The organism is Leclercia sp. (assembly GCF_036780805.1).
Taxonomy (GTDB): Bacteria; Pseudomonadota; Gammaproteobacteria; order Enterobacterales; family Enterobacteriaceae; genus Enterobacter.
Genome location: NZ_DAIQCE010000013.1, coordinates 56918 through 77771 on the forward strand (window position 1 = coordinate 56918; position 20854 = coordinate 77771).

Annotated in this window: 18 protein-coding genes; 12 read left to right on the forward strand and 6 right to left on the reverse strand. The window is 58.0% G+C overall.

The window, feature by feature from the left end; genetic code table 11:
* The first annotated feature begins 189 nt into the window (after positions 1-189).
* Complete coding sequence (gene cysQ / locus V7Q49_RS20585) at positions 190-930, forward strand: 3'(2'),5'-bisphosphate nucleotidase CysQ (RefSeq protein ID WP_333854779.1); 741 nt, start codon at positions 190-192, stop codon at positions 928-930.
* Here the strand turns inward: cysQ and V7Q49_RS20590 are convergent.
* Entirely contained in the window at positions 924-1481 is a 558-nt protein-coding gene (locus tag V7Q49_RS20590) for a YtfJ family protein (RefSeq protein ID WP_333854780.1), read from the reverse strand. The two genes, cysQ and V7Q49_RS20590, sit on opposite strands and share 7 nt — an antisense overlap.
* Before the next feature lie 325 nt (positions 1482-1806).
* Here V7Q49_RS20590 and V7Q49_RS20595 point away from each other — a divergent pair, with 325 nt between their 5' ends.
* Complete coding sequence (locus V7Q49_RS20595; protein WP_032616223.1) at positions 1807-2013, forward strand: DUF1107 domain-containing protein; 207 nt, start codon at positions 1807-1809, stop codon at positions 2011-2013.
* A gap of 57 nt (positions 2014-2070) precedes the next feature.
* Here the strand turns inward: V7Q49_RS20595 and V7Q49_RS20600 are convergent, their stop codons facing one another.
* Positions 2071-3408: a hemolysin family protein gene (locus tag V7Q49_RS20600; protein WP_333854781.1), complete on the reverse strand. Its 1338-nt coding sequence runs from the start codon at positions 3406-3408 to the stop codon at positions 2071-2073.
* A gap of 188 nt (positions 3409-3596) precedes the next feature.
* Complete coding sequence (gene msrA, locus V7Q49_RS20605) at positions 3597-4238, reverse strand: peptide-methionine (S)-S-oxide reductase MsrA (protein ID WP_333854782.1); 642 nt, start codon at positions 4236-4238, stop codon at positions 3597-3599.
* A gap of 224 nt (positions 4239-4462) precedes the next feature.
* Between msrA and tamA the strand changes: the two genes are divergently transcribed.
* The 5 genes from tamA (at position 4463) to V7Q49_RS20630 (ending at position 11122) form a co-directional block, all read left to right on the forward strand.
* Positions 4463-6196 carry an autotransporter assembly complex protein TamA gene (gene tamA / locus V7Q49_RS20610; RefSeq protein WP_333854783.1) on the forward strand — a complete coding sequence of 578 codons (1734 nt, stop codon included), beginning with the start codon at positions 4463-4465 and terminating at the stop codon, positions 6194-6196.
* Positions 6193-9969: an autotransporter assembly complex protein TamB gene (tamB, locus tag V7Q49_RS20615; protein ID WP_333854784.1), complete on the forward strand. Its 3777-nt coding sequence runs from the start codon at positions 6193-6195 to the stop codon at positions 9967-9969. Before tamA ends, tamB begins: the two co-directional genes overlap by 4 nt.
* 2 nt (positions 9970-9971) lie before the next feature.
* Positions 9972-10316 (forward strand): gamma-glutamylcyclotransferase family protein, encoded by a 345-nt coding sequence (locus V7Q49_RS20620; RefSeq protein ID WP_333854785.1) that lies wholly within the window; start codon positions 9972-9974, stop codon positions 10314-10316.
* Between the two features lie 210 nt (positions 10317-10526).
* Positions 10527-10778, forward strand: coding sequence for an AbrB/MazE/SpoVT family DNA-binding domain-containing protein (locus V7Q49_RS20625; RefSeq protein ID WP_333854786.1), 252 nt, complete (start codon positions 10527-10529; stop codon positions 10776-10778).
* On the forward strand, positions 10772-11122 hold the full coding sequence (locus V7Q49_RS20630) for a type II toxin-antitoxin system ChpB family toxin (RefSeq protein ID WP_333854787.1): 351 nt from the start codon (positions 10772-10774) through the stop codon (positions 11120-11122). The genes V7Q49_RS20625 and V7Q49_RS20630 overlap by 7 nt, the downstream gene beginning before the upstream one ends.
* 40 nt (positions 11123-11162) lie before the next feature.
* Here the strand turns inward: V7Q49_RS20630 and V7Q49_RS20635 are convergent, their stop codons facing one another.
* Both V7Q49_RS20635 and ppa read right to left on the reverse strand, forming a co-directional pair.
* Positions 11163-12746 (reverse strand): methyl-accepting chemotaxis protein, encoded by a 1584-nt coding sequence (locus tag V7Q49_RS20635; RefSeq protein WP_333854788.1) that lies wholly within the window; start codon positions 12744-12746, stop codon positions 11163-11165.
* Positions 12747-12965: 219 nt separating this feature from the next.
* Entirely contained in the window at positions 12966-13493 is a 528-nt protein-coding gene (gene ppa / locus V7Q49_RS20640; RefSeq protein WP_181622003.1) for an inorganic diphosphatase, read from the reverse strand.
* Between the two features lie 309 nt (positions 13494-13802).
* On the opposite strand from ppa, the gene ytfQ reads away from it, so the two are divergent.
* From ytfQ to V7Q49_RS20665, 5 genes are all read left to right on the forward strand, one after another.
* A complete protein-coding gene (ytfQ, locus tag V7Q49_RS20645) occupies positions 13803-14759 on the forward strand; it encodes a galactofuranose ABC transporter, galactofuranose-binding protein YtfQ (protein WP_333854789.1) in 957 nt (318 codons plus the stop codon).
* Positions 14760-14889: 130 nt separating this feature from the next.
* Positions 14890-16392 (forward strand): galactofuranose ABC transporter, ATP-binding protein YtfR, encoded by a 1503-nt coding sequence (ytfR, locus tag V7Q49_RS20650; protein WP_333854790.1) that lies wholly within the window; start codon positions 14890-14892, stop codon positions 16390-16392.
* Positions 16393-16402: 10 nt separating this feature from the next.
* On the forward strand, positions 16403-17428 hold the full coding sequence (gene ytfT, locus V7Q49_RS20655; RefSeq protein WP_333854791.1) for a galactofuranose ABC transporter, ATP-binding protein YtfT: 1026 nt from the start codon (positions 16403-16405) through the stop codon (positions 17426-17428).
* Positions 17415-18413, forward strand: a complete 999-nt coding sequence (gene yjfF / locus V7Q49_RS20660) for a galactofuranose ABC transporter, permease protein YjfF (RefSeq protein ID WP_333854792.1) — start codon at positions 17415-17417, stop codon at positions 18411-18413. The genes ytfT and yjfF overlap by 14 nt, the downstream gene beginning before the upstream one ends.
* Before the next feature lie 96 nt (positions 18414-18509).
* Positions 18510-20078 carry a methyl-accepting chemotaxis protein gene (locus V7Q49_RS20665; protein WP_333854793.1) on the forward strand — a complete coding sequence of 523 codons (1569 nt, stop codon included), beginning with the start codon at positions 18510-18512 and terminating at the stop codon, positions 20076-20078.
* Here V7Q49_RS20665 and V7Q49_RS20670 read toward each other — a convergent pair.
* Complete coding sequence (locus V7Q49_RS20670) at positions 20053-20409, reverse strand: helix-turn-helix domain-containing protein (RefSeq protein ID WP_333854794.1); 357 nt, start codon at positions 20407-20409, stop codon at positions 20053-20055. The two genes, V7Q49_RS20665 and V7Q49_RS20670, sit on opposite strands and share 26 nt — an antisense overlap.
* Between the last annotated feature and the right edge of the window lie 445 nt (positions 20410-20854).

Below are 20854 nucleotides of genomic sequence, written 5' to 3' on the forward strand. Positions count from 1 at the left end.
AGAGGGGTCCTTTTTTCGATCCAGGCCACAAAAGAATATGTATCTATATTTTTTTGCTTACAGAATTGTGAATCCTGCCAGAAAAAAGCGCCCTGAAACCGGAATTGCTTCACAGATAGCGGATTTATTCACAATGCGATATAAATAAAACAAAGAGTTAAACCCACTGTGTTAACAAAGAGGTGGAGAATGTTAGATAAAATTTGTCAGCTCGCACGGGATGCGGGCGATGCCATCATGCAGGTCTATGATGGCAAGATCCCGATGGACGTGATCCAGAAAATCGATGACTCACCGGTGACCGCCGCCGATCTCGCGGCGCACGGGGTGATCCTGCAGGGTCTACAGGCCTTAACGCCCGATATCCCGGTGCTGTCAGAAGAAGATCCTCAGCCCTGGGAGCAGCGCCAGCACTGGCAGCGGTACTGGCTGGTCGATCCGCTGGACGGCACCAAGGAGTTCATCAAGCGTAATGGTGAATTCACCGTGAACATTGCCCTGATTGAGAAAGGCAAAGCGGTGCTGGGCGTGGTCTATGCCCCGGTGATGAAAGTGATGTACAGCGCCGCCGACGGCAAAGCGTGGAAAGAAGAGTGCGGCGTGCGTAAGCAGATTCAGGTGCGTGACGCCCGGCCACCGCTGGTGGTGATCAGCCGCTCGCATGCGGATAACGAACTGCAGGAGTATCTGCATCAGCTGGGTGAGCATCAGACGACCTCGATCGGCTCCTCGCTGAAGTTCTGCCTGGTCGCAGAAGGGCAGGCGCAGCTCTATCCCCGTTTCGGGCCCACCAACGTCTGGGATACGGCGGCAGGTCACGCCGTTGCCGCCGCCGCGGGCGCGCATGTTCACGACTGGCAGGGCAAGCCGCTCGACTATACCCCGCGTGAATCCTTCCTTAATCCCGGCTTCCGGGTCTCGCTCTACTGACCGACGAGCTTATGCAGCAGGGCAATCACCTGCTGCACCTCTTCCTGGGTCAGGGCCCCGTCTTTCGCCCACTGAACGCGGCCCTCTTTATCCAGCACGGCTGCCGCTGAACTCTCTTCTTCCAGCTGCCACGCGCCGCGTGCCGTGCCGTTACTGTCGACGACGATCTGCGACCACGGATAGAGCTTTTTATTGCTCTCCAGGCTGCTGCGCACAAACATGCCGGAGCCCGGGATCGCATCGTCAGTGTTGACGATAGTGGTGGTCTGGTAGCTCTCTTTTGGTAAATGTGCCGACTTGATCGCTTCAATTAAGGTTGCGTTTTTCTCTTTTGCCGACGAGCGGCCGGCAATATGTAGCACCACTCGCACTTTGCCAGGGAGCTGCGCGCTATTCCATTTTTTGTAGCTAAACTCATTATTGTCGAGGATCAATTCTCCCCGGTCGGCAATGCCCACCGGCGGCACACGTTGTCCCTTCTCGAAATTATGTGCAGAAGCCATCAGTGGCAGCAACAGGCAGGCAGTTGCCAGGATGTTACGTAGGGTCATGGGTGTTTCCTTATTTTTTTGGCAGGTGATCCGACCACTTGGTCATACGTTTTAATCATAAGTGCGATCGCGGCGCTTTACCCGCAATCCCGGTGCCAGAGTGAGGGGGAACGCACATATCTGCACAAAAACGAAGGCTTATACTGCCCGAAAGTTACGGTTGCAAAGAATATTCTGATTATTTGTCATCAAAAGGTAAATAAACTTATGCAGACTGGGTATCGCAGTTTTTCTGGACTATAGTCATTGGGCAATAAATTTGCGCTCCAGAGGGTCGGCCCGATTGTGGTGCCGCAAGAGCGTATGATTCGCAGGAGATAATAGAATGAAAATTTTCCAACGCTACAATCCGCTTCAGGTGGCGAAATACGTAAAAATCCTGTTCCGTGGACGGTTGTATATCAAGGATGTTGGCGCTTTTGAGTTTGATAAGGGCAAAATCCTTGTCCCAAAAGTGAAGGATAAACAGCACTTTTCTGTGATGTCCGAAGTCAACCGTCAGGTTATGCGTCTGCAAACTGAGATGGCTTAACCAACGTGCTATGCAGTAAAAAAAACGGCTCCCGAGGGAGCCGTTGATGTTTGTGGCTTAGGCCGAGACGTTCTCTTCGGCATCCGGCAGTTTCGGCACCAGCACGGTCGGTTTGTTGTCGATGCGCGTCACCAGCAGCTGGTCGATGCGGTAGTTGTCGATATCCACCACTTCGAACTTGTAGCCCGAGAACTTCACCGAGTCGGTACGTTTCGGGATCTTACGCAGCATAAACATCATGAAACCGCCGATGGTCTCGTAGTTGCCGGACTGCGGGAACTCGTCGATATCCAGCACGCGCATCACGTCGTCAATCGGCGTACCGCCGTCCACCAGCCATGAGTTCTCATCGCGCGCCACAATCTGCTCTTCCAGACCCTGGCCCACCAGATCGCCCATCAGGGTGGTCATTACGTCGTTGAGGGTGATGATCCCCACCACCAGCGCGTATTCGTTCATGATCACCGCGAAGTCTTCCCCGGCGGTTTTGAAACTTTCGAGCGCTTCGGAGAGCGTCAGGGTGTCCGGCACAATCAGCGTATTGCGGATCTGCACGCCGCTGTTCAGGGCCAGGCTCTGGTTCGCCAGCACGCGGTTCAGCAGGTCTTTGGAGTCCACATAGCCGATGATGTGGTCGATATCTTCATTACAGACCAGGAACTTGGAGTGCGGATGTTCCGCCACCTTGTTCTTCAGGCTCTGCTCGTCTTCATGCAGATCGAACCAGATCACGTTCTCGCGGCCGGTCATTGACGACGGCACGGTACGCGACTCCAGCTCAAACACGTTCTCAATCAGCTCATGCTCCTGCTTACGCAGCACCCCCGCCAGCGCCCCGGCTTCAAACACGGCGTAAACATCATCAGAGGTGATGTCGTCTTTACGCACCATTGGCAGCTTGAACAGGCGGAAGATGGTGTTCGCCAGACCGTTGAAGAACCACACCAGCGGGCGGAACACGAACAGGCAGAAGCGCATCGGGTTGATGATGCGCAAAGCCACGGCTTCGGGCGCAATCATACCGATGCGTTTCGGGGTCAAATCAGCAAACAGAATGAACAGGCCGGTCACCAGCGAGAAGGAGAGGATAAAGCTCAGCTGTTCGGAGAGTTCAGGGGAGAAGTACCGTGAGAAAACGCTATGAAAGACGGGAGAAAACGCGGCGTCACCGACAATACCGCCCAGAATGGCCACCGCATTGAGGCCAATTTGCACCACGGTGAAGAACATCCCCGGGTTTTCCTGCATTTTCAGCACACGTTGAGCGTTGATATCGCCATCATCGGCGAGAAGTTTGAGTTTGATTTTACGGGACGCGGCCAGAGAAATTTCTGAAATTGAGAAAAATGCACTGACGGCTATCAGACAAAGTATTACTAAAATACTGTTTAACATATCTTATCCGGCTTCTCGCCAGATCCTCGGAGGGAAGTTGGTCATACAGGGTTGTAGCGTTTATGATCACCGGTCCGAAGCGGTAGGCCGGTTATTTCAGCGGCTAGTATAGCGTAAATGTCTGTAAAGCCGCCAGAGATCACTTTTTGAGCCGGTTCTGCCCGCAAAAAGGCAGAACCGGTTTACTGTTATGCCAGCTGAGGCGGCAGGCAGACGCCGATGCCGCCGATACCGCAGTAGCCGTACGGGTTTTTATGCAGGTACTGCTGGTGGTCATCTTCCGCATAGTAGAACGGCAGGGCGTTGGCGATCTCGGTGGTCACCTGACGGTCGTCGTGCGCCTCGTGCATCGCCTGCTGGAAGCGCGCCAGGCTATCGCGGGCCGCGGCGTCCTGTTCCGGGGTGAGCGGATAGATCGCTGAACGGTATTGGGTGCCGTGGTCATTGCCCTGACGCATGCCCTGCGCCGGGTCGTGATTTTCCCAGAACACCTGCAACAGCTGTTCGTAGCTGATGACGTTCGGGTCATACACTACCCGTACTGCCTCAGCATGACCGGTCTGGCCGGAGCAGACTTCGCGGTAGGTAGGGTTAGGAGTATAGCCGCCGGTGTAGCCCGCTGCGGTACTATAGACGCCCGGCAGCGGCCAGAACAGACGCTCCACGCCCCAGAAGCAGCCCATTGCGAACAGGGCGACCTCCATCCCGTCGGGAACGTTGGTCATCGAGTGACCGTTCACGGCATGCAGCGTGGCGACCGGCATAGGCGTGTTACGTCCCGGTAATGCGTCCGCCTGAGCAACAAGGTGTTTTTTATCGAATAAACTCACGGTGTGACCTCCGGGTAGGTGATGTTTGGGTTAAGGTTGTCACGACGCGTTTAATTGAACACAATAAATGCGGTGAATGAGTCTAGATTTAAACATAAGAAATATTAGGTTGTTTAACCATTTTTCAACCCATGAATTGGGTTTTGGGCTTTATGCCGTGATCTGCTGCGGAGCGGCACTTCAACTGCTTCCAGGGGTGGAAACAAGGATATTCAGGAGAAAACGTGCCAAAAATCCGCCAGTTATGTTTTGTCAGTGTGTTGCTGACAAGCGGAGTCGCCGATGCGGCGAATGTTCGTTTGCAGGTCGAAGGGTTATCTGGCGCCCTGCAAAAAAACGTACGCGCACAGCTCTCCACGATCCAAAGCGATGAAGTGACGCCAGACCGTCGCTTCCGCGCCCGCGTGGATGACGCCATCCGCGGCGGTTTAAAAGCGCTCGGCTATTACGAGCCCACCATCGACTTTGAGTTGCGTCCACCTCCGGCCAAAGGGCGGCAGGTGTTGATTGCCCGCGTCAAGCCGGGCGAGCCGGTGCTGATCGGCGGCACAGACGTGGTGCTGCGTGGCGGCGCGCGTACCGACCATGACTATCTCGAACTGCTGAATACGCGGCCGAAGAACGGCACCGTACTGAATCACAGCGACTATGACGGCTTCAAAAAAGATCTGACCAAAGTGGCGCTGCGCAAAGGCTATTTCGACAGCCAGTTCAACAAAAGCCAGCTCGGCATCTCCCTCGATCGGCATCAGGCGTTCTGGGATATCGATTACGACAGCGGGGAGCGCTACCGCTTTGGCGACGTCACCTTCGAAGGGTCGCAAATCCGCGACGAGTACCTGCAGAATCTGATCCCCTTTAAAGAGGGCGACTATTACCAGTCGAAAGATCTGGCCGAGCTTAACCGCCGCCTCTCTGCCACCGGCTGGTTTAATTCGGTGGTGGTGGCCCCGGAGTTTGATAAAGCGCGCAAGACCAAAGTGCTGCCGTTGCACGGCGTAGTGTCGCCCCGCACCGAGAACACCATTGAGACCGGGGTGGGCTACTCCACCGACGTCGGCCCGCGGGTCAAAGCCACGTGGAAAAAGCCGTGGATGAACTCCTACGGCCACAGCCTGACCACCAGCGCCAGTATCTCCGCGCCCGAGCAGCAGCTCGATTTCAGCTATAAAATGCCGCTGCTGAAAAACCCGCTTGAGCAGTATTACCTGGTGCAGGGCGGCTTTAAGCGCACCGATCTGAACGATACCGAAGCCGACTCCACGACCCTCGCCGTGTCGCGCTACTGGGACCTCTCCAGCGGCTGGCAGCGTGCCATTAACCTGCGCTGGAGCCTCGACCACTTTACCCAGGCCAACGTGACCAACACCACCATGCTGCTCTATCCGGGGGTGATGATCAGCCGGACCCGCTCCCGCGGCGGGCTGATGCCGACCTGGGGCGACTCTCAGCGCTATTCGGTGGACTACTCCAATACCGCCTGGGGCTCGGATGTTGATTTTGTGGTGCTACAGGCGCAGAACGCCTGGATCCGCACCCTCTATGACCGCCATCGCTTCGTGATGCGCGGCAACCTCGGCTGGATTGAAACCGGCGACTTCGAAAAAGTGCCGCCGGACCTGCGCTTCTTCGCCGGGGGCGATCGCAGCATTCGCGGCTATAAATACAAATCCATCGCGCCGAAAGATGACGACGGCAAGCTGATCGGGGCCTCGAAGCTGGCCACCGGCTCGCTGGAGTATCAGTACAACGTCACCGGAAAATGGTGGGGCGCGACCTTTATCGACAGCGGAGAAGCGGTGAGCGATATCCGCCGCAGCGACTTTAAAACCGGCGCCGGTGTCGGGGTGCGCTGGGAGTCGCCGGTCGGGCCGATCAAGCTCGATTTCGCCGTGCCGGTGGGTGATAAAGATGAACACGGTTTACAGTTTTACATCGGTCTGGGGCCTGAATTATGAGTTTATGGAAGAAAATCAGCCTCGGTGTTGTGCTGTTTATTCTGCTGCTGCTGTCTGCGGTGGCCTTTCTGGTGGGCACCACCAGCGGGTTGCATCTGCTGTTTAAGGCGGCTAACCGCTGGGTGCCGGGGCTGGAGATTGGCCAGGTCACCGGCGGCTGGCGCGACCTGCATCTGAAAAACGTCCGCTATGATCAGCCGGGCGTGGCGGTTAACGCCGGGGATCTGCACCTGGCGGTGAAGCTCAGCTGTCTGCGCGACAGCAGCCTGTGCATCAACGATCTGTCGTTAAAAGATGTCTTCGTGACGATAGATTCAAAAAAAATGCCGGAAGCGGCACCGCCCGCTGAAGAGGAGAGCGGGCCGCTGGATCTCTCCACGCCGTACCCGATTGCGCTCTACCGGGTGGCGCTGAATAACGTCAACGTCAAAATCGACGACACCACCGTGTCGGTGATGGACTTCACCTCCGGCCTGCGCTGGCAGGAAAAAAACCTGACCCTGACCCCGACCGCCCTGCAGGGGCTGCTGATCGCCCTGCCGAAAGTGGCGGACGTGGCGCAGGAAGAGATCGTCGAGCCAAAAATTCAGAACCCGCAGCCGGAAGAGAAACCGCTGGGCGAAACGCTGAAAGATCTCTTCTCTAAACCGGTCCTGCCGGAGATGACCGACGTTCATCTGCCGCTGAACCTCAATATCGAAGAGTTTAAGGGCGAGCAGCTGCGCCTGACCGGCGATACCGATCTGACGGTCTTCAACATGCTGCTGAAGGTGAGCAGCATCGACGGCAATATGAAGCTCGACGCGCTGGATATCGACACCAACCAGGGCAGCGTCAACGCCACCGGCAACGCCCTGCTGCGGGATAACTGGCCGGTGGATATCACCCTCAACAGCAGCCTGAACATCGACCCGATCAAGGGCGAGAAGGTGAAGCTGAAGATCGGTGGCGACCTGCGCGAGCAGCTGGAGTTTGGCGTGAACCTCTCCGGCCCGGTGGATCTGGTGCTGCGCGGCCAGACCCGGCTTGCCGAGGCGGGCCTGCCGCTCAACCTGGAGGTGGTCAGCGAACAGCTCTACTGGCCGTTTACCGGCGAGAAGCAGTACCAGGCCGATGACGTGAAGCTGAAGCTCACCGGCAAAATGACCGACTACACCCTGTCGTTCCGCACCGCGGTGAAAGGGGAGGGGCTACCTCCTGCGGGCATTACGCTGGACGCGAAGGGCAACGAGCAGCAGATCAACCTTGATAAGCTGACGGTCGCGGCGCTGGAGGGTAAAACCGAGCTGACGGCGTTGCTCGACTGGCAGAAGGCGATCAGCTGGCGCGGAGAGCTGAAGCTCACCGGGATCAACACCGCCAAAGAGGTGCCGGACTGGCCATCGAAGCTCGACGGGCTGATTAAAACCCGCGGCAGTCTGTACGGCGGCAGCTGGCAGATGGAGGTGCCGGAGCTGAAAATCACCGGCAACGTGAAGCAGAACAAAGTGGATGTAAAAGGCTCGCTTAAGGGTAACAGCTACCTGCAGTGGGTTATCCCGGGCCTGCACGTGGCGCTGGGCCGCAATACCGCCGACATCAAGGGCGAGCTGGGGGTAAAAGATCTCGATCTGGACGCCACTATCGATGCGCCAAATCTTGATAATGCCCTGCCGGGGCTGGGTGGAACGGCGAAAGGACTGGTGAAAGTGCGCGGTACGGTTGATGCCCCGCAGCTGCTGGCCGATATCACCGCCAACGGGCTGCGCTGGCAGGAACTGACGATTGCCCGCGTGCGGGTCGACGGCGACGTCAAATCCACCGATCAGATCGCCGGGCACCTGAACCTGCGCGTCGATCGTATTTCCCAGCCGGGCGTTAACCTTAATCAGGTGACGCTGGAGGCCAAAGGCAGCGAGAAGCAGCACGACCTCCAGCTGCGCGTCCAGGGCGAGCCGGTCTCCGGCCAGCTGCACCTGGCGGGCAGTTTTGACCGCAAAGAGATGCGCTGGAAGGGCACTCTGGATAATACCCGCTTCGCCACCCCGGTGGGGCCGTGGTCGTTAACCCGCTCCATTGCGCTGGATTACCGCAACGCGGAGCAGAAGATCAGCATCGGGCCGCACTGCTGGACGAACCCGAACGCCGAGCTGTGCGTGCCGCAGACCATTGACGCGGGTGCCGAAGGGCGAGCGGTGGTGAACCTCAACCGTTTCGATCTGGCGATGCTCAAGCCGTTTATGCCGGACTCTACCCAGGCCAGCGGCGTGTTTAGCGGCAAGGCGGATGTCGCCTGGGATGCCACCAAGCCGGGGCTGCCGGAGGGCAACGTCACGCTCGCCGGGCGTAACGTGAAGGTGACGCAGGTGGTGAACGACGCACCGCTGCCGCTGGCGTTCACTACCCTGAATCTTACCGCCGATCTGCACAACAACCGCGCCGAGCTGGGGTGGCTGATCCGCCTCGCGAACAACGGCCAGTTTGACGGCCAGATTCAGGTTACCGATCCGCAGGGGCAGCGCAATCTGGGCGGCAACGTCAATATCCGCAATCTCAACCTGGCGATGGCGAACGCCATTTTCTCCCGCGGCGAGAAGGCGGCAGGGATGCTGAACGCCAACCTGCGGCTGGCCGGCAACGCGCAAAGCCCGCAGCTGTTTGGGCAGATGCAGCTCAACGGGGTGGATATCGACGGCAACTTTATGCCGTTCGATATGCAGCCGAGCCAGCTGACGATGAACTTCAACGGCATGAGTTCGACCCTGGCCGGGACCGTGCGTACCCAGCAGGGACAGATCAACCTCAGCGGTGATGCCGACTGGAGCCAGATCGATAACTGGCGCGCGCGGGTCGCGGCCAAAGGCAGCAAGGTGCGCATTACGGTGCCGCCGATGGTGCGTCTGGACGTCTCGCCGGACGTGGTCTTTGAGGCCACGCCGCAGCTGTTCACTCTCGACGGCCGGGTTGATGTGCCCTGGGCGCGGATTGTCGTCCATGACCTGCCGGAGAGCGCCGTGGGCGTCTCCAGCGATGAGGTGATGCTCGACAAAAATCTGCAGCCGGAGGAGACGAAGCGGGCCTCTATCCCGATCAACAGCAACCTGATCGTGCATGTGGGCAACAACGTGCGGCTGGATGCCTTTGGCCTGAAGGCGAGGCTGACCGGCGATCTGAAGGTGGCGCAGGATAAACAGGGGCTGGGCCTGAACGGGCAGATCACCATTCCGGAAGGGCGCTTCCATGCCTATGGCCAGGATCTGATTGTGCGTAAAGGCGAGCTGCTGTTCTCCGGTCCACCGGATCAGCCGCTGCTGAATATCGAAGCGATCCGTAACCCGGAAGCCACCGAGAATGACGTGATCGCCGGGGTGCGCGTAACCGGCACCGCTGACGAACCGAAAGCGGAAATTTTCTCCGACCCGGCAATGTCCCAGCAGGAAGCGCTCTCATACCTGCTGCGCGGGCAAGGTCTGGACAGCAATCAGAGCGACAGTGCGGCGATGACCTCAATGTTAGTCGGTCTGGGGGTTGCACAAAGTGGTCAGGTTGTGGGTAAAATCGGGGAGACGTTTGGCGTAAGCAATCTGGCGCTGGACACCCAGGGGGTCGGTGACTCTTCTCAGGTGGTGGTCAGCGGCTATGTACTGCCGGGTCTGCAGGTGAAATATGGCGTGGGGATCTTTGACTCGCTGGCGACACTCACGTTACGCTATCGCCTGATGCCTAAGCTATATCTGGAAGCGGTGTCTGGCGTAGACCAGGCTCTCGATTTGCTCTATCAGTTTGAGTTTTAGCAATGCGAATATTTGTTTACGGCAGTTTAAGAACCAGACAAGGCAACAGCCACTGGATGACCAACGCCCAGTTGCTGGGGGATTACAGTATCGAGAACTACCAGCTGTACAGCCTGGGCCACTATCCAGGCGCGGTTCCGGGGAACGGAGCAGTACAGGGCGAAGTGTATCGTATTGATAATGCCACGCTGGCCGAACTTGATGCCTTGCGCACCAAAGGTGGGGAATACGCTCGCCAGTTGATCCAGACGCCTTACGGCAGTGCATGGATGTACGTGTACCAACGTTCGGTCGAGGGTCTGACGCTGATTGAAAGCGGTAACTGGTTAGACAGAGACCAGTACTGAGATGAACAACGCCACCTTCGGGTGGCGTTGTTTTTTGCGTAACTGCTCGCGTTTTGCCTTGCAAGCGCTGACCGCATTTCACTTTTCTTTGCCACGCTTTCCCGAATCGCCCTACAGATAAATTTTGTTCTGGCTTGCAAAAATGCACTGGCGTAAAACGTTAATCACTCCTTCGTGAGTTATACTTTGTATAACCATGGGGGGGTAGGTATGCGCATTACGATCAAAAAATGGGGCAACAGTGCGGGTGTAGTTATTCCCGGCGTTGTCATGGAGGAACTCAATATGCAGGTGGGCCAAAGTATGGAAGCTCAAGTGGTCGACAACCAGCTGGTGCTGACGCCGGTCAGTAAAAGTTATTCTCTTGAAGCGTTGCTGGCGCAGTGCGATATGTCTGCGCCAGAAATCAGTGAAGAAGAGCTGTGGGGCAAATCAGGCCCGATGGGAAATGAAGTATGGTAAAAAGCCGGGGTTTTGAGCGGGGCGATATTGTCCGGGTCAGTTTTTCCCCTTCAGCGGGTCATGAGCAGCAGGGCGAAAGTCGTCCGGCGCTGGTGCTTTCCGTCAGCGCATTTAACCAGACGGGCACGGTACTCGTCGCGCCCATCACCCAGGGCGGAAATTTTGCCCGCTACGCCGGGTTCTGTGTGCCCGTTAGCTGTGAAGAGGGAGAGGTGCAGGGCGTCATTCTGGTTAATCAGATCCGCATGATGGACCTTCAGGCCCGACAGGCCAGAAAGGTTGCTGTCGCCACGAATGAAGTCGTGCAGGATGCGCTTATGCGCCTTCAGGCCATTGTTGATTAACCGCATCACCAACGCCACCTTCGGGTGGCGTTGTTTTTTGTTATGCCCCTTCCTGGCGCAGCTTAAAGATCTGCACCGTTTCCAGCAGCTGTTCGGCCTGGCGATGCATCGCCTGTGCCGCCGCAGACGACTCCTGCGAGAGCGTGGCGTTCTGCTGCGTGGCGGCGTCCATATGGGTGACGGCCACGTTCACCTGATCGATGCCGGTGCTCTGCTCGTGGCTGGCTAGCGAGATCGCCTCAATCAGCTCACTCACCTTGCTGACGCTGTGCAGAATACCGGCCATGGCGACACCGGCCTCTTTGACCTGACCATTTCCCTCATCGATGCGGCTCACGGAGCGATCGATCAGCACGCGGATCTCTTTGGCGGCCGAGGCAGAGCGCTGGGCCAGGGCGCGCACTTCGGCAGCCACCACCGCGAATCCGCGGCCTTCGGTTCCCGCCCGGGCGGCTTCGACCGCGGCGTTCAGCGCCAGGATATTAGTCTGGAAGGCGATGCTGTCGATCATGCTGATAATGGTGTTGATCTCGCTGGAGAAATTATGGATTTCACTCATGGTCTGCATGGCGCGATCCACGGCTTCTTCCCCCTGACGCGCCACCTGGCGGGCATTGCGGGCCAGATCGCTGGCGGTACGCGAATGCCCGGCGTTGCTTTTCACCACCGAGGTTAGCTCTTCCATCGAGGCGGCGGTTTGCTCCAGAGCGCTGGCCTGGGCTTCGTTACGCGACGAGAGTTCATGGCTGCCGCTGGCAATCTGTGCCGAGGCGGTGGCGATGGTCTCGGTGCCGCTGCGCACCCCGGAGACGATGCGGGTCAGGTTGATGTTCATCTCCTGCAGGGCAAGCATCAGCTCGGCCGTCTCATCGCGACCGACAACCGTAAAGCGGGACTGCAAATCCCCGGCAGCCACTGTACGGGCAATGCTGACCGCCTGGGCCAGCGGCCGGGTGATGCTGCGGATTAACCACCAGGTCACCAGCATGCCTGCGCCAAGGGTTAACGCCATCGTCAGCACCAGCATCCAGCGGGTCTGCTGATAGCGAGCCTGATTCTGGTCAGCGATCTGCTGGTGGAGCACTTTTGCGTGCTGCAGGGTATTCGCCACGACCTCGTCGATCATTCGGGTGGGCTCGCGATCGATGCCGGTGACCTGCTTATCCACGCGCTGGGCGCTGGTCATATCCCCGGGCTGATACTCCGTCAGCGCCTTCAGGTACTGCTGCTCTAACCCGGCGTGGATCTCACGGGTTGCCAACACCTCGCGGTTATCCATCCCGATTTTGGGCAGCAGCTCGCTCAGGCGGGTGAGCAGCGCCTGGGTGGCCTGACTCTCGCGGCTAAAGGCGGTCTTGTATTTGTCGAAGGCCTCCTGTCCCTGGGCGCCGCGCAGCAGCGTGTTTTTCCACTCCTGCACCTGGATCTTGAACTGCACCTGGGCGCTACGCGCGGTGTCGATGCTGTCGGTGATGGACTGCTCCATCGCCATAATCTGTTGCTGCTGCGTCAGGCTGTCATTGTTAATGGCCAGCCCGCGCAGGCCGGTAAACAGGGTGGCAAGCAGGAGCAGGGCGGCCAGCAAGCCCAGCCGCTGGCCAATCGTAAGGGTGTTGAGTTTCATTTGTAGCCGGTATTTCCCTGGTGGAATAAAGCGATCGTGATCACGTGACGAAGGTATCGACCGGCGGCAGACAGACTTTAAGGGAGCAAAAGGGGGATAAGGCAGGGAAAAGGGGCTATCTGGTTAATACGCGTAGGGAAAATGGCTATGTGACATTTTTGTGACAATTGACGGGCATAAAAAAGCCCCGACGAATCGGGGCTCTCAACGCAGAAAGAATTACTTCTTAGCGCGTTCGAAGGAGGCAATGATTTCAGCTTTCGCGGCTTCAGCATTGTCCCAGCCGTCAACTTTAACCCATTTGCCTTTCTCGAGATCTTTGTAGTGCTCGAAGAAGTGGGTGATCTGCGCTTTCAGCAGCTCTGGCAGGTCGTTCACATCTTTAATGTGATCGTACTCTTTGCTCAGTTTGGTGTGCGGTACCGCAACCAGCTTCGCATCTTCACCGGATTCGTCGGTCATTTTCAGCACGCCAACCGGACGGCAGCGGATCACGGAGCCTGGCTCAAGCGGATATGGCGTTGGGACCAGCACGTCTACCGGGTCACCGTCCAGAGACAGGGTGTGGTTGATGTAACCGTAGTTGCACGGATAGAACATCGCAGTAGACATGAAACGGTCTACGAACAGCGCGCCGCTCTCTTTGTCCACTTCGTATTTGATAGGATCAGCGTTTGCCGGGATTTCGATAACTACGTAGATGTCTTCCGGCAGTTCTTTACCCGCTGGGACGTTGAGTAAGCTCATGTCTGTGTCCTTTAAAATGATTGGTAATCAAGTGGCGAGTATTATAGCCAACTGGCACGGAATGTCTCCGCCTGTTTTCGCCATTCTCCCCTCCCGGATGCCACTATCAGCCCTTTCTCATGACAAGATAATCCATAAACTCAGCCGCATTTTTAATGGCTCAATGAAAGCGATTACAAACTTGTGATTAACGTTTTATTCACTTCTCCGAAGTGTGATGTAACACACTCCGTTACATCTCGCATTGTCTATAGTTTTTTCGCAGAACACCTTTTACCCAACAATAAACTACCCTACGAGGACGTTCTTATGTGGAAGCGCTTACTTCTTGTCACAGCAGTTACAGCAGCCATGTCGTCTATGGCAATGGCCGCACCATTAACCGTAGGATTCGCACAAGTCGGCTCGGAATCAGGCTGGCGAGCGGCTGAAACCAACGTCGCGAAAAGCGAGGCCGAAAAGCGCGGTATTACGCTTAAAATCGCTGATGGTCAGCAAAAACAGGAAAACCAGATCAAAGCGGTGCGCTCCTTCATCGCGCAGGGCGTTGACGCCATCTTCATTGCACCGGTCGTTGCTACAGGCTGGGAGCCGGTACTGAAAGAAGCTAAAGATGCTGAAATTCCGGTCTTCCTGCTCGATCGTTCCATCGATGTAAAAGACAAATCTCTCTATATGACTACCGTCACCGCCAACAACGTGCTGGAAGGGCAATTAATTGGTGAATGGCTGGTGAAACAGGTCAATGGCAAACCTTGTAACGTGGTTGAGCTGCAGGGCACCGTTGGTGCCAGCGTGGCCATCGACCGTAAGAAAGGCTTTGCTGATGCCATCTCCAAAGCCTCAAACATCAAGATTATCCGCTCTCAGTCCGGCGACTTCACCCGCAGTAAAGGGAAAGAGGTCATGGAGAGCTTCATCAAAGCCGAGAACAACGGCAAAAACATCTGCATGGTTTACGCCCATAACGATGACATGGTGATCGGTGCCATCCAGGCCATCAAAGAAGCGGGTCTGAAACCCGGAACCGATATCCTGACCGGCTCCATCGACGGCGTGCCGGATATCTATAAGGCGATGATCGACAAAGAGGCCAACGCCAGCGTTGAGCTGACGCCAAACATGGCGGGCCCGGCCTTCGACGCGCTGGAAAAATTCAAGAAAGACGGCACCATGCCGGAAAAAGTCACCATCACCAAATCCACCCTCTACCTGCCTGATACCGCGAAAGAAGAGTTAGAGAAGAAGAAAAATATGGGCTACTAAGCTCTCGCCCCTCACCCCAGCCCTCTCCCCACAGGGGAGAGGGAGAAAGGCAGGGCGGAGCTGGGTCTTAACAATTGGCACGATCAATCCCCTCTCCCCTCCGGGGAGAGGGTTAGGGTGAGGGGGAACCATGACCACAGACCAACACCAGGAAATCCTCCGCACAGAAGGATTGAGTAAGTACTTTCCCGGCGTAAAAGCGCTGGATAGCGTAGATTTCAGCCTGCGCCGTGGCGAGATCATGGCATTGCTGGGTGAGAACGGTGCCGGGAAATCGACGCTGATTAAAGCCCTGACCGGCGTCTATCACGCCGATCGCGGCACCATCTGGCTGGAAGGCCAGGCCATTTCGCCAAAAAATACCGCCCATGCCCAGCAGCTGGGGATCGGGACGGTCTATCAGGAAGTGAACCTGCTGCCGAACATGTCGGTGGCCGATAACCTGTTTATTGGTCGCGAGCCGCGCCGTTTTGGCTTTTTGCGCCGCAAAGAGATGGAGGCTCGCGCCACCCGGCTGATGGAATCCTACGGCTTTTCCCTCGACGTGCGCGAACCGCTGAACCGTTTTTCGGTGGCGATGCAGCAGATCGTCGCCATCTGCCGCGCCATCGACCTCTCCGCCAAAGTGCTGATCCTCGATGAACCCACCGCCAGCCTGGATACTCAGGAGGTGGAGATGCTCTTCACCCTGATGCGCCAGCTGCGCGATCAGGGGGTGAGCCTGATTTTCGTCACCCACTTCCTCGATCAGGTCTACGCCGTCAGCGACCGCATTACCGTCCTGCGTAACGGCGGCTTTGTCGGCTGCCGCGAAACCCGCGAGCTGCCGCAAATCGAGCTGGTCAAAATGATGCTTGGCCGCGAGCTGGAGACCAACGCCCTGCAGCGTGCAGGCCGGACGCTGCTCAGCGATAAACCCATTGCGGCATTCAAGGATTACGGCAGAAAGGGCACCATTGCCCCCTTTAACCTCGACGTGCGTCCCGGCGAAATCGTCGGCCTGGCGGGGCTGTTAGGCTCCGGCCGCACCGAAACCGCCGAGGTGATCTTCGGCATCAAGCCTGCCGACACCGGCAGCGCAATGATCAAAGGCAAACCCCAGGCCCTGCGCTCCCCGCATCAGGCCTCCAGTCTCGGGATTGGCTTCTGCCCGGAAGACAGGAAAACCGACGGGATTATTGCCGCGGCCTCGGTGCGCGAAAACATCATTCTGGCCCTGCAGGCCCAGCGCGGCTGGCTGCGTCCGATCCCGCGTAAAGAGCAGAACGCCATCGCCGAGCGCTTTATTCGCCAGCTGGGCATCCGCACCCCAAGCGCGGAACAGCCGATCGAGTTTCTCTCCGGGGGTAACCAGCAGAAGGTCCTGCTGTCGCGCTGGCTGCTGACCAAACCGCAGTTCCTGATCCTCGACGAACCGACGCGCGGAATCGACGTGGGGGCGCATGCGGAGATCATCCGTCTGATCGAAACCCTCTGCGCCGACGGGCTGGCGCTGCTGGTCATCTCGTCGGAGCTTGAGGAGCTGGTGGGCTATGCGGATCGCGTGATCATCATGCGCGACCGACAACAGGTGGCCGAGATCCCGCTGGACGCGCTGTCCGTTCCGGCAATCATGAACGCCATTGCGGCATAAGGAGTACATCGTGATGTCACGTTCACTCTCTCAGACCGGCGAGCCGAAGCGCCGCTTCAGCTGGCCCACCGGTACGCCGCAAATCATTGCCCTGGTGCTGGTGCTGCTGGTGGATAGCCTCGTTTCGCCGCATTTTTATCAGGTTATCCTCCAGGATGGCCGCCTGTTCGGCAGTCCGATTGATATCCTGAACCGCGCCGCGCCGGTGGCGCTGCTGGCGATTGGCATGACCCTGGTGATCGCTACCGGCGGCATCGACCTGTCGGTAGGGGCGGTGATGGCCATCGCGGGTGCCACCGCGGCCTCGATGACCGTGGCCGGACACAGCCTGCCGGTGGTGCTGCTGGTGACGCTGGGCACCGGCGTGCTGGCGGGGTTGTGGAACGGCATCCTGGTGGCGATCCTCAAAATACAGCCCTTCGTTGCCACCCTGATTTTAATGGTGGCCGGACGCGGGGTGGCGCAGCTGATCACCTCCGGGCAGATCGTCACCTTTAACGCCCCCAATCTGGCGTGGATCGGCAGCGGTTCGCTGCTGTTCTTCCCGACGCCGGTGATCATCGTGGTGGTGACGCTGATTGCCTTCTGGCTGTTCACCCGCAAAACCGCGCTCGGAATGTTTATTGAAGCGGTGGGGATCAACATTCGCGCCGCGAAAAACGCCGGAGTCAGCACCCGCCTGATGGTGATGCTGACCTACGTCTTAAGCGGGGTGTGCGCCGCCATTGCCGGAATTATCGTCGCGGCGGACATTCGCGGGGCGGATGCCAACAACGCTGGCCTGTGGCTGGAGCTGGATGCGATCCTCGCGGTGGTGATTGGCGGCGGTTCGCTGATGGGCGGGCGCTTCAACCTGCTGCTGTCGGTGATTGGCGCGCTGATTATCCAGGGGATGAACACCGGGATCCTGCTCTCCGGCTTCCCGCCGGAGCTCAACCAGGTGGTGAAAGCGGTAGTGGTGCTCTGCGTGCTGATCGTCCAGTCGCCGCGCTTTATCAGTCTTATTAAGGGGATGCGTGGCCATGATAAAACGTAATTTACCGCTGATGATCACCCTGGGCGTCTTCGTGCTGGGCTATCTCTACTGCCTGACGCAATTCCCCGGCTTTGCCTCGACGCGGGTGATCTGCAACATCCTGACCGATAACGCCTTCCTCGGGATCATCGCCGTCGGCATGACCTTTGTGATCCTCTCCGGCGGGATTGACCTCTCCGTCGGGTCGGTCATCGCCTTTACCGGCGTTTTCCTGGCGAAAGCGATCGGCTACTGGGGGATCTCCCCGCTGCTGGCCTTCCCGCTGGTGCTGGTGATGGGCTGCGCCTTCGGGGCCTTTATGGGGCTGCTGATCGACGCCCTGAAGATCCCGGCGTTTATCATCACCCTCGCCGGGATGTTTTTCCTGCGCGGCGTCAGCTATCTGGTGTCGGAGGAGTCGATCCCGATCAACCATCCGGTGTATGACACCCTCTCCAGCCTGGCGTGGAAAATTCCCGGTGGCGGCCGTCTGAGCATTCTCGGGCTGGTGATGCTGGGGGTGGTGGTGATCGGTATTTTCCTTGCTCACCGCACCCGCTTCGGCAACGAGGTCTATGCCATCGGCGGCAGCGCAACCTCCGCCAACCTGATGGGGATCTCCACCCGCAGCACTACCATTCGGATCTACATGCTCTCAACCGGGCTGGCGACGCTGGCGGGGATCGTCTTCTCCATCTATACCCAGGCCGGCTACGCCCTGGCGGGGGTGGGCGTGGAGCTGGACGCGATTGCCTCGGTGGTGATTGGCGGCACGCTGCTGAGCGGAGGGGTCGGCACGGTGTTGGGCACCCTGTTCGGGGTGGCGATCCAGGGGCTGATCCAGACCTATATCAACTTCGACGGCACCCTCAGTTCGTGGTGGACCAAGATTGCGATTGGCATCCTGCTGTTCATCTTTATCGCCCTGCAGCGCGGTCTGACGGTGCTGTGGGAGAACCGCCAGAGCTCGCCTGTCACCCGGGTGAGCACCACGACCAGCAGGTGATAACTCACTGAATTTACGCAACGTCTAAATCTTTTCCGGTAGCGGCCGATAACCCTTAATTCTGTCCAGATTTATCTCGCTACCGGAAATTACATCATGCTTAAAACGCTATCGATTCGTACCGGCTTGCTTTCGTTACTGGCCGTCATGACCCTCCTGCTGCTGCTCGTCAGCGGTATTGGCATTTATGCTCTCACGCAAAGTTCCTCTTCACTGCAGCGCATTAATCATCTTCAGGGTGAACAGCTGGTGCAGCTCAATTCGGGCTACACCCTGATCCTGCGCGCGCGCAACGAAGCGGGCCAGGCCGTGCGCATGATGGAGGTCGGCCTGCTGGATGATGCCGCGAAATCGGTGAAAAACATCAATGACGAAATCACTCAGGCACAAGCCACGTTGAAAAACGTGATCGATGGCGGGGTGAACGATCCTGAAGGCGAAGCGCTGCTGAAGAAAGTCGCGGCGAGCCTTGCGGCCTATAACGCCCAGGGGATCGTGCCGATGCAGAACGCGCTGAAAGATCAGAGCGCCGATGCCTATTACGATCTGCTGGAGAACCACCTGGTGCCGGTGGCGCGTCAGTTTGATAACGATATGCAGGCTTTCCAGACCTGGAGCGAAAGCCGTGGCAAAGCCGAGGTGGCGGCGGTGCAGGCCAGTAAAGAGCGGGTAATGCTGCTGATTATTGTCGCCGCGCTGCTGACCGCGGGCATCATTGTCCTGGCCTGGCTGGCGCTGCGCCACATGCTGTTGAAGCCGCTTTCAGCTTCCATCGCCCAGCTTGAACACGTGGCCGCCGGGGATTTAACCCACGCCCTGACCGCACCGGCCAGCCAGGAGTTTAACCGCCTGAATGCCGCTATCGAAGAGATGCGCCAGTCGCTGATGGGCTCGGTGCTGCGCGTGCGCGATGCCAGCTCGCAGATCGACACCGGCAGCCGGGAGCTGACCGCGGGCAACATGCACCTGGCCCAGCGCACGGAATCAACCGCCACCTCTCTGGAGCAGACCGCGGCCAGCATGGAAGAGCTTACCGCCACGGTGAAACAGAACGCCCACAACGCCGAGCAGGCGCATCAGGTGGCGAAGACCATGTCGGATACCGCCGATCGCGGCAGCGAAATGGTGTGCTACGTGATCGAGAAGATGCGCGACATCTCCGGCAGCGCCGACCGCATCGCCGATATTCTCAGCGTCATCGACGGCATTGCCTTCCAGACCAATATCCTGGCGCTGAACGCCTCGGTCGAGGCCGCGCGCGCGGGCGAACAGGGCCGTGGTTTTGCGGTGGTCGCCGGTGAAGTCCGTATCCTCGCCAGCCGCAGCGCGGATGCGGCGAAAGAGATCCGCACTCTGATCAGCGATTCGCAGTCACACGTCAGCGAAGGCAGCGACCTGGCCCAGCAGGCGGGTGAAACCATGGATGAGATCGCCACCGAGGTGATGCGCATGACCCGCCTGATGCGTGAGATAGCTAACGCGTCGCACGAGCAGAGCCGGGGTATTGAGCAGGTGAATATTGCGGTCAATCAGATGGACGAAACCGCGCAGCAAAACGCGGCCCTGGTCCAGCAGTCTTCCGCCGCGACGCGCTCGCTGGAGGAGCAATCACGCGAGCTGATCGAGGCGATGTCGTCGTTTAAACTGTCGATGCAACAGGCCTAGCGTCATCGCATTCCGACGCCGCCACCGGCGTCGGGAAGCTCTCTCCCGGAGACGGCGCGCTGGCGATATGGTCGTGGATCAACCCCAGCAGCTTTTCCATCTCGGCGGTCAGGTGCAACGCATAAGGCGTGGGCTCAAGAAACAGGCCCTTGCGGGTAAACAGCGGCTCATCAAAAAGCATCCCAAAGCGTTTCAGCGCCAGGCTCACGGCTGGTCTGGACATATCCAGACGTAAAGAGGCTTTGGCCATGCTCCCGCACCGGACGACTTCAATAAATACCGGGATGAGATTGAGGTCGATTCCCGTGGATGAGCGAGAGAGGTTTTTCATATCGGCTGATTTCCATTGAACACTATTTGAACGCCGTAATGATGACGGATTGATTCAGTGGGTTACAGCAGCATTTTTATATAGTGTTATACCGACAAAGGTATAAATGGTTGGAAAAATAAAAGGGGCCGAATGGCCTGATGAATCCCCAGTAATTTTATTGCCTTTAAAGCAATGAAATAATCACATAACGATAAATGACTTACAGCGGCTCCCTGGTCCGGCTGAAAATCGCCGAAGCGTTTCCGGAAGGCCGGGGCGAGGCGCAGGGACGCGCCGAGAGGGCATAGCCTGCAGGGATGCAGGCTGGTGCCCGACCCGAAAGCCTGGAGGAATAAGCTGAGGGTACCGCGAAGCGGCGATTTTCTTTGCCGGGAGCCGGGGTAGCCAGGGGGGAGGCGGCGAGCCCCCCTGGCACGTTCACCGGTTCTGGTGTGTCAGAGAA

Bases quoted from the DNA above. Each gene is read 5' to 3' on its own strand.
- V7Q49_RS20620 (WP_333854785.1), top strand. From the start codon at position 9,972: ATGCGAATATTTGTTTACGGCAGTTTAAGAACCAGACAAGGCAACAGC.
- V7Q49_RS20670 (WP_333854794.1), bottom strand. From the start codon at position 20,409: ATGAAAAACCTCTCTCGCTCATCCACGGGAATCGACCTCAATCTCATC.
- ytfR (WP_333854790.1), top strand. From the start codon at position 14,890: ATGACCACAGACCAACACCAGGAAATCCTCCGCACAGAAGGATTGAGT.
- tamB (WP_333854784.1), top strand. From the start codon at position 6,193: ATGAGTTTATGGAAGAAAATCAGCCTCGGTGTTGTGCTGTTTATTCTG.
- V7Q49_RS20635 (WP_333854788.1), bottom strand. From the start codon at position 12,746: ATGAAACTCAACACCCTTACGATTGGCCAGCGGCTGGGCTTGCTGGCC.
- ytfQ (WP_333854789.1), top strand. From the start codon at position 13,803: ATGTGGAAGCGCTTACTTCTTGTCACAGCAGTTACAGCAGCCATGTCG.
- V7Q49_RS20630 (WP_333854787.1), top strand. From the start codon at position 10,772: ATGGTAAAAAGCCGGGGTTTTGAGCGGGGCGATATTGTCCGGGTCAGT.
- V7Q49_RS20595 (WP_032616223.1), top strand. From the start codon at position 1,807: ATGAAAATTTTCCAACGCTACAATCCGCTTCAGGTGGCGAAATACGTA.
- yjfF (WP_333854792.1), top strand. From the start codon at position 17,415: ATGATAAAACGTAATTTACCGCTGATGATCACCCTGGGCGTCTTCGTG.
- ppa (WP_181622003.1), bottom strand. From the start codon at position 13,493: ATGAGCTTACTCAACGTCCCAGCGGGTAAAGAACTGCCGGAAGACATC.
- V7Q49_RS20665 (WP_333854793.1), top strand. From the start codon at position 18,510: ATGCTTAAAACGCTATCGATTCGTACCGGCTTGCTTTCGTTACTGGCC.
- cysQ (WP_333854779.1), top strand. From the start codon at position 190: ATGTTAGATAAAATTTGTCAGCTCGCACGGGATGCGGGCGATGCCATC.
- V7Q49_RS20625 (WP_333854786.1), top strand. From the start codon at position 10,527: ATGCGCATTACGATCAAAAAATGGGGCAACAGTGCGGGTGTAGTTATT.
- V7Q49_RS20590 (WP_333854780.1), bottom strand. From the start codon at position 1,481: ATGACCCTACGTAACATCCTGGCAACTGCCTGCCTGTTGCTGCCACTG.
- V7Q49_RS20600 (WP_333854781.1), bottom strand. From the start codon at position 3,408: ATGTTAAACAGTATTTTAGTAATACTTTGTCTGATAGCCGTCAGTGCA.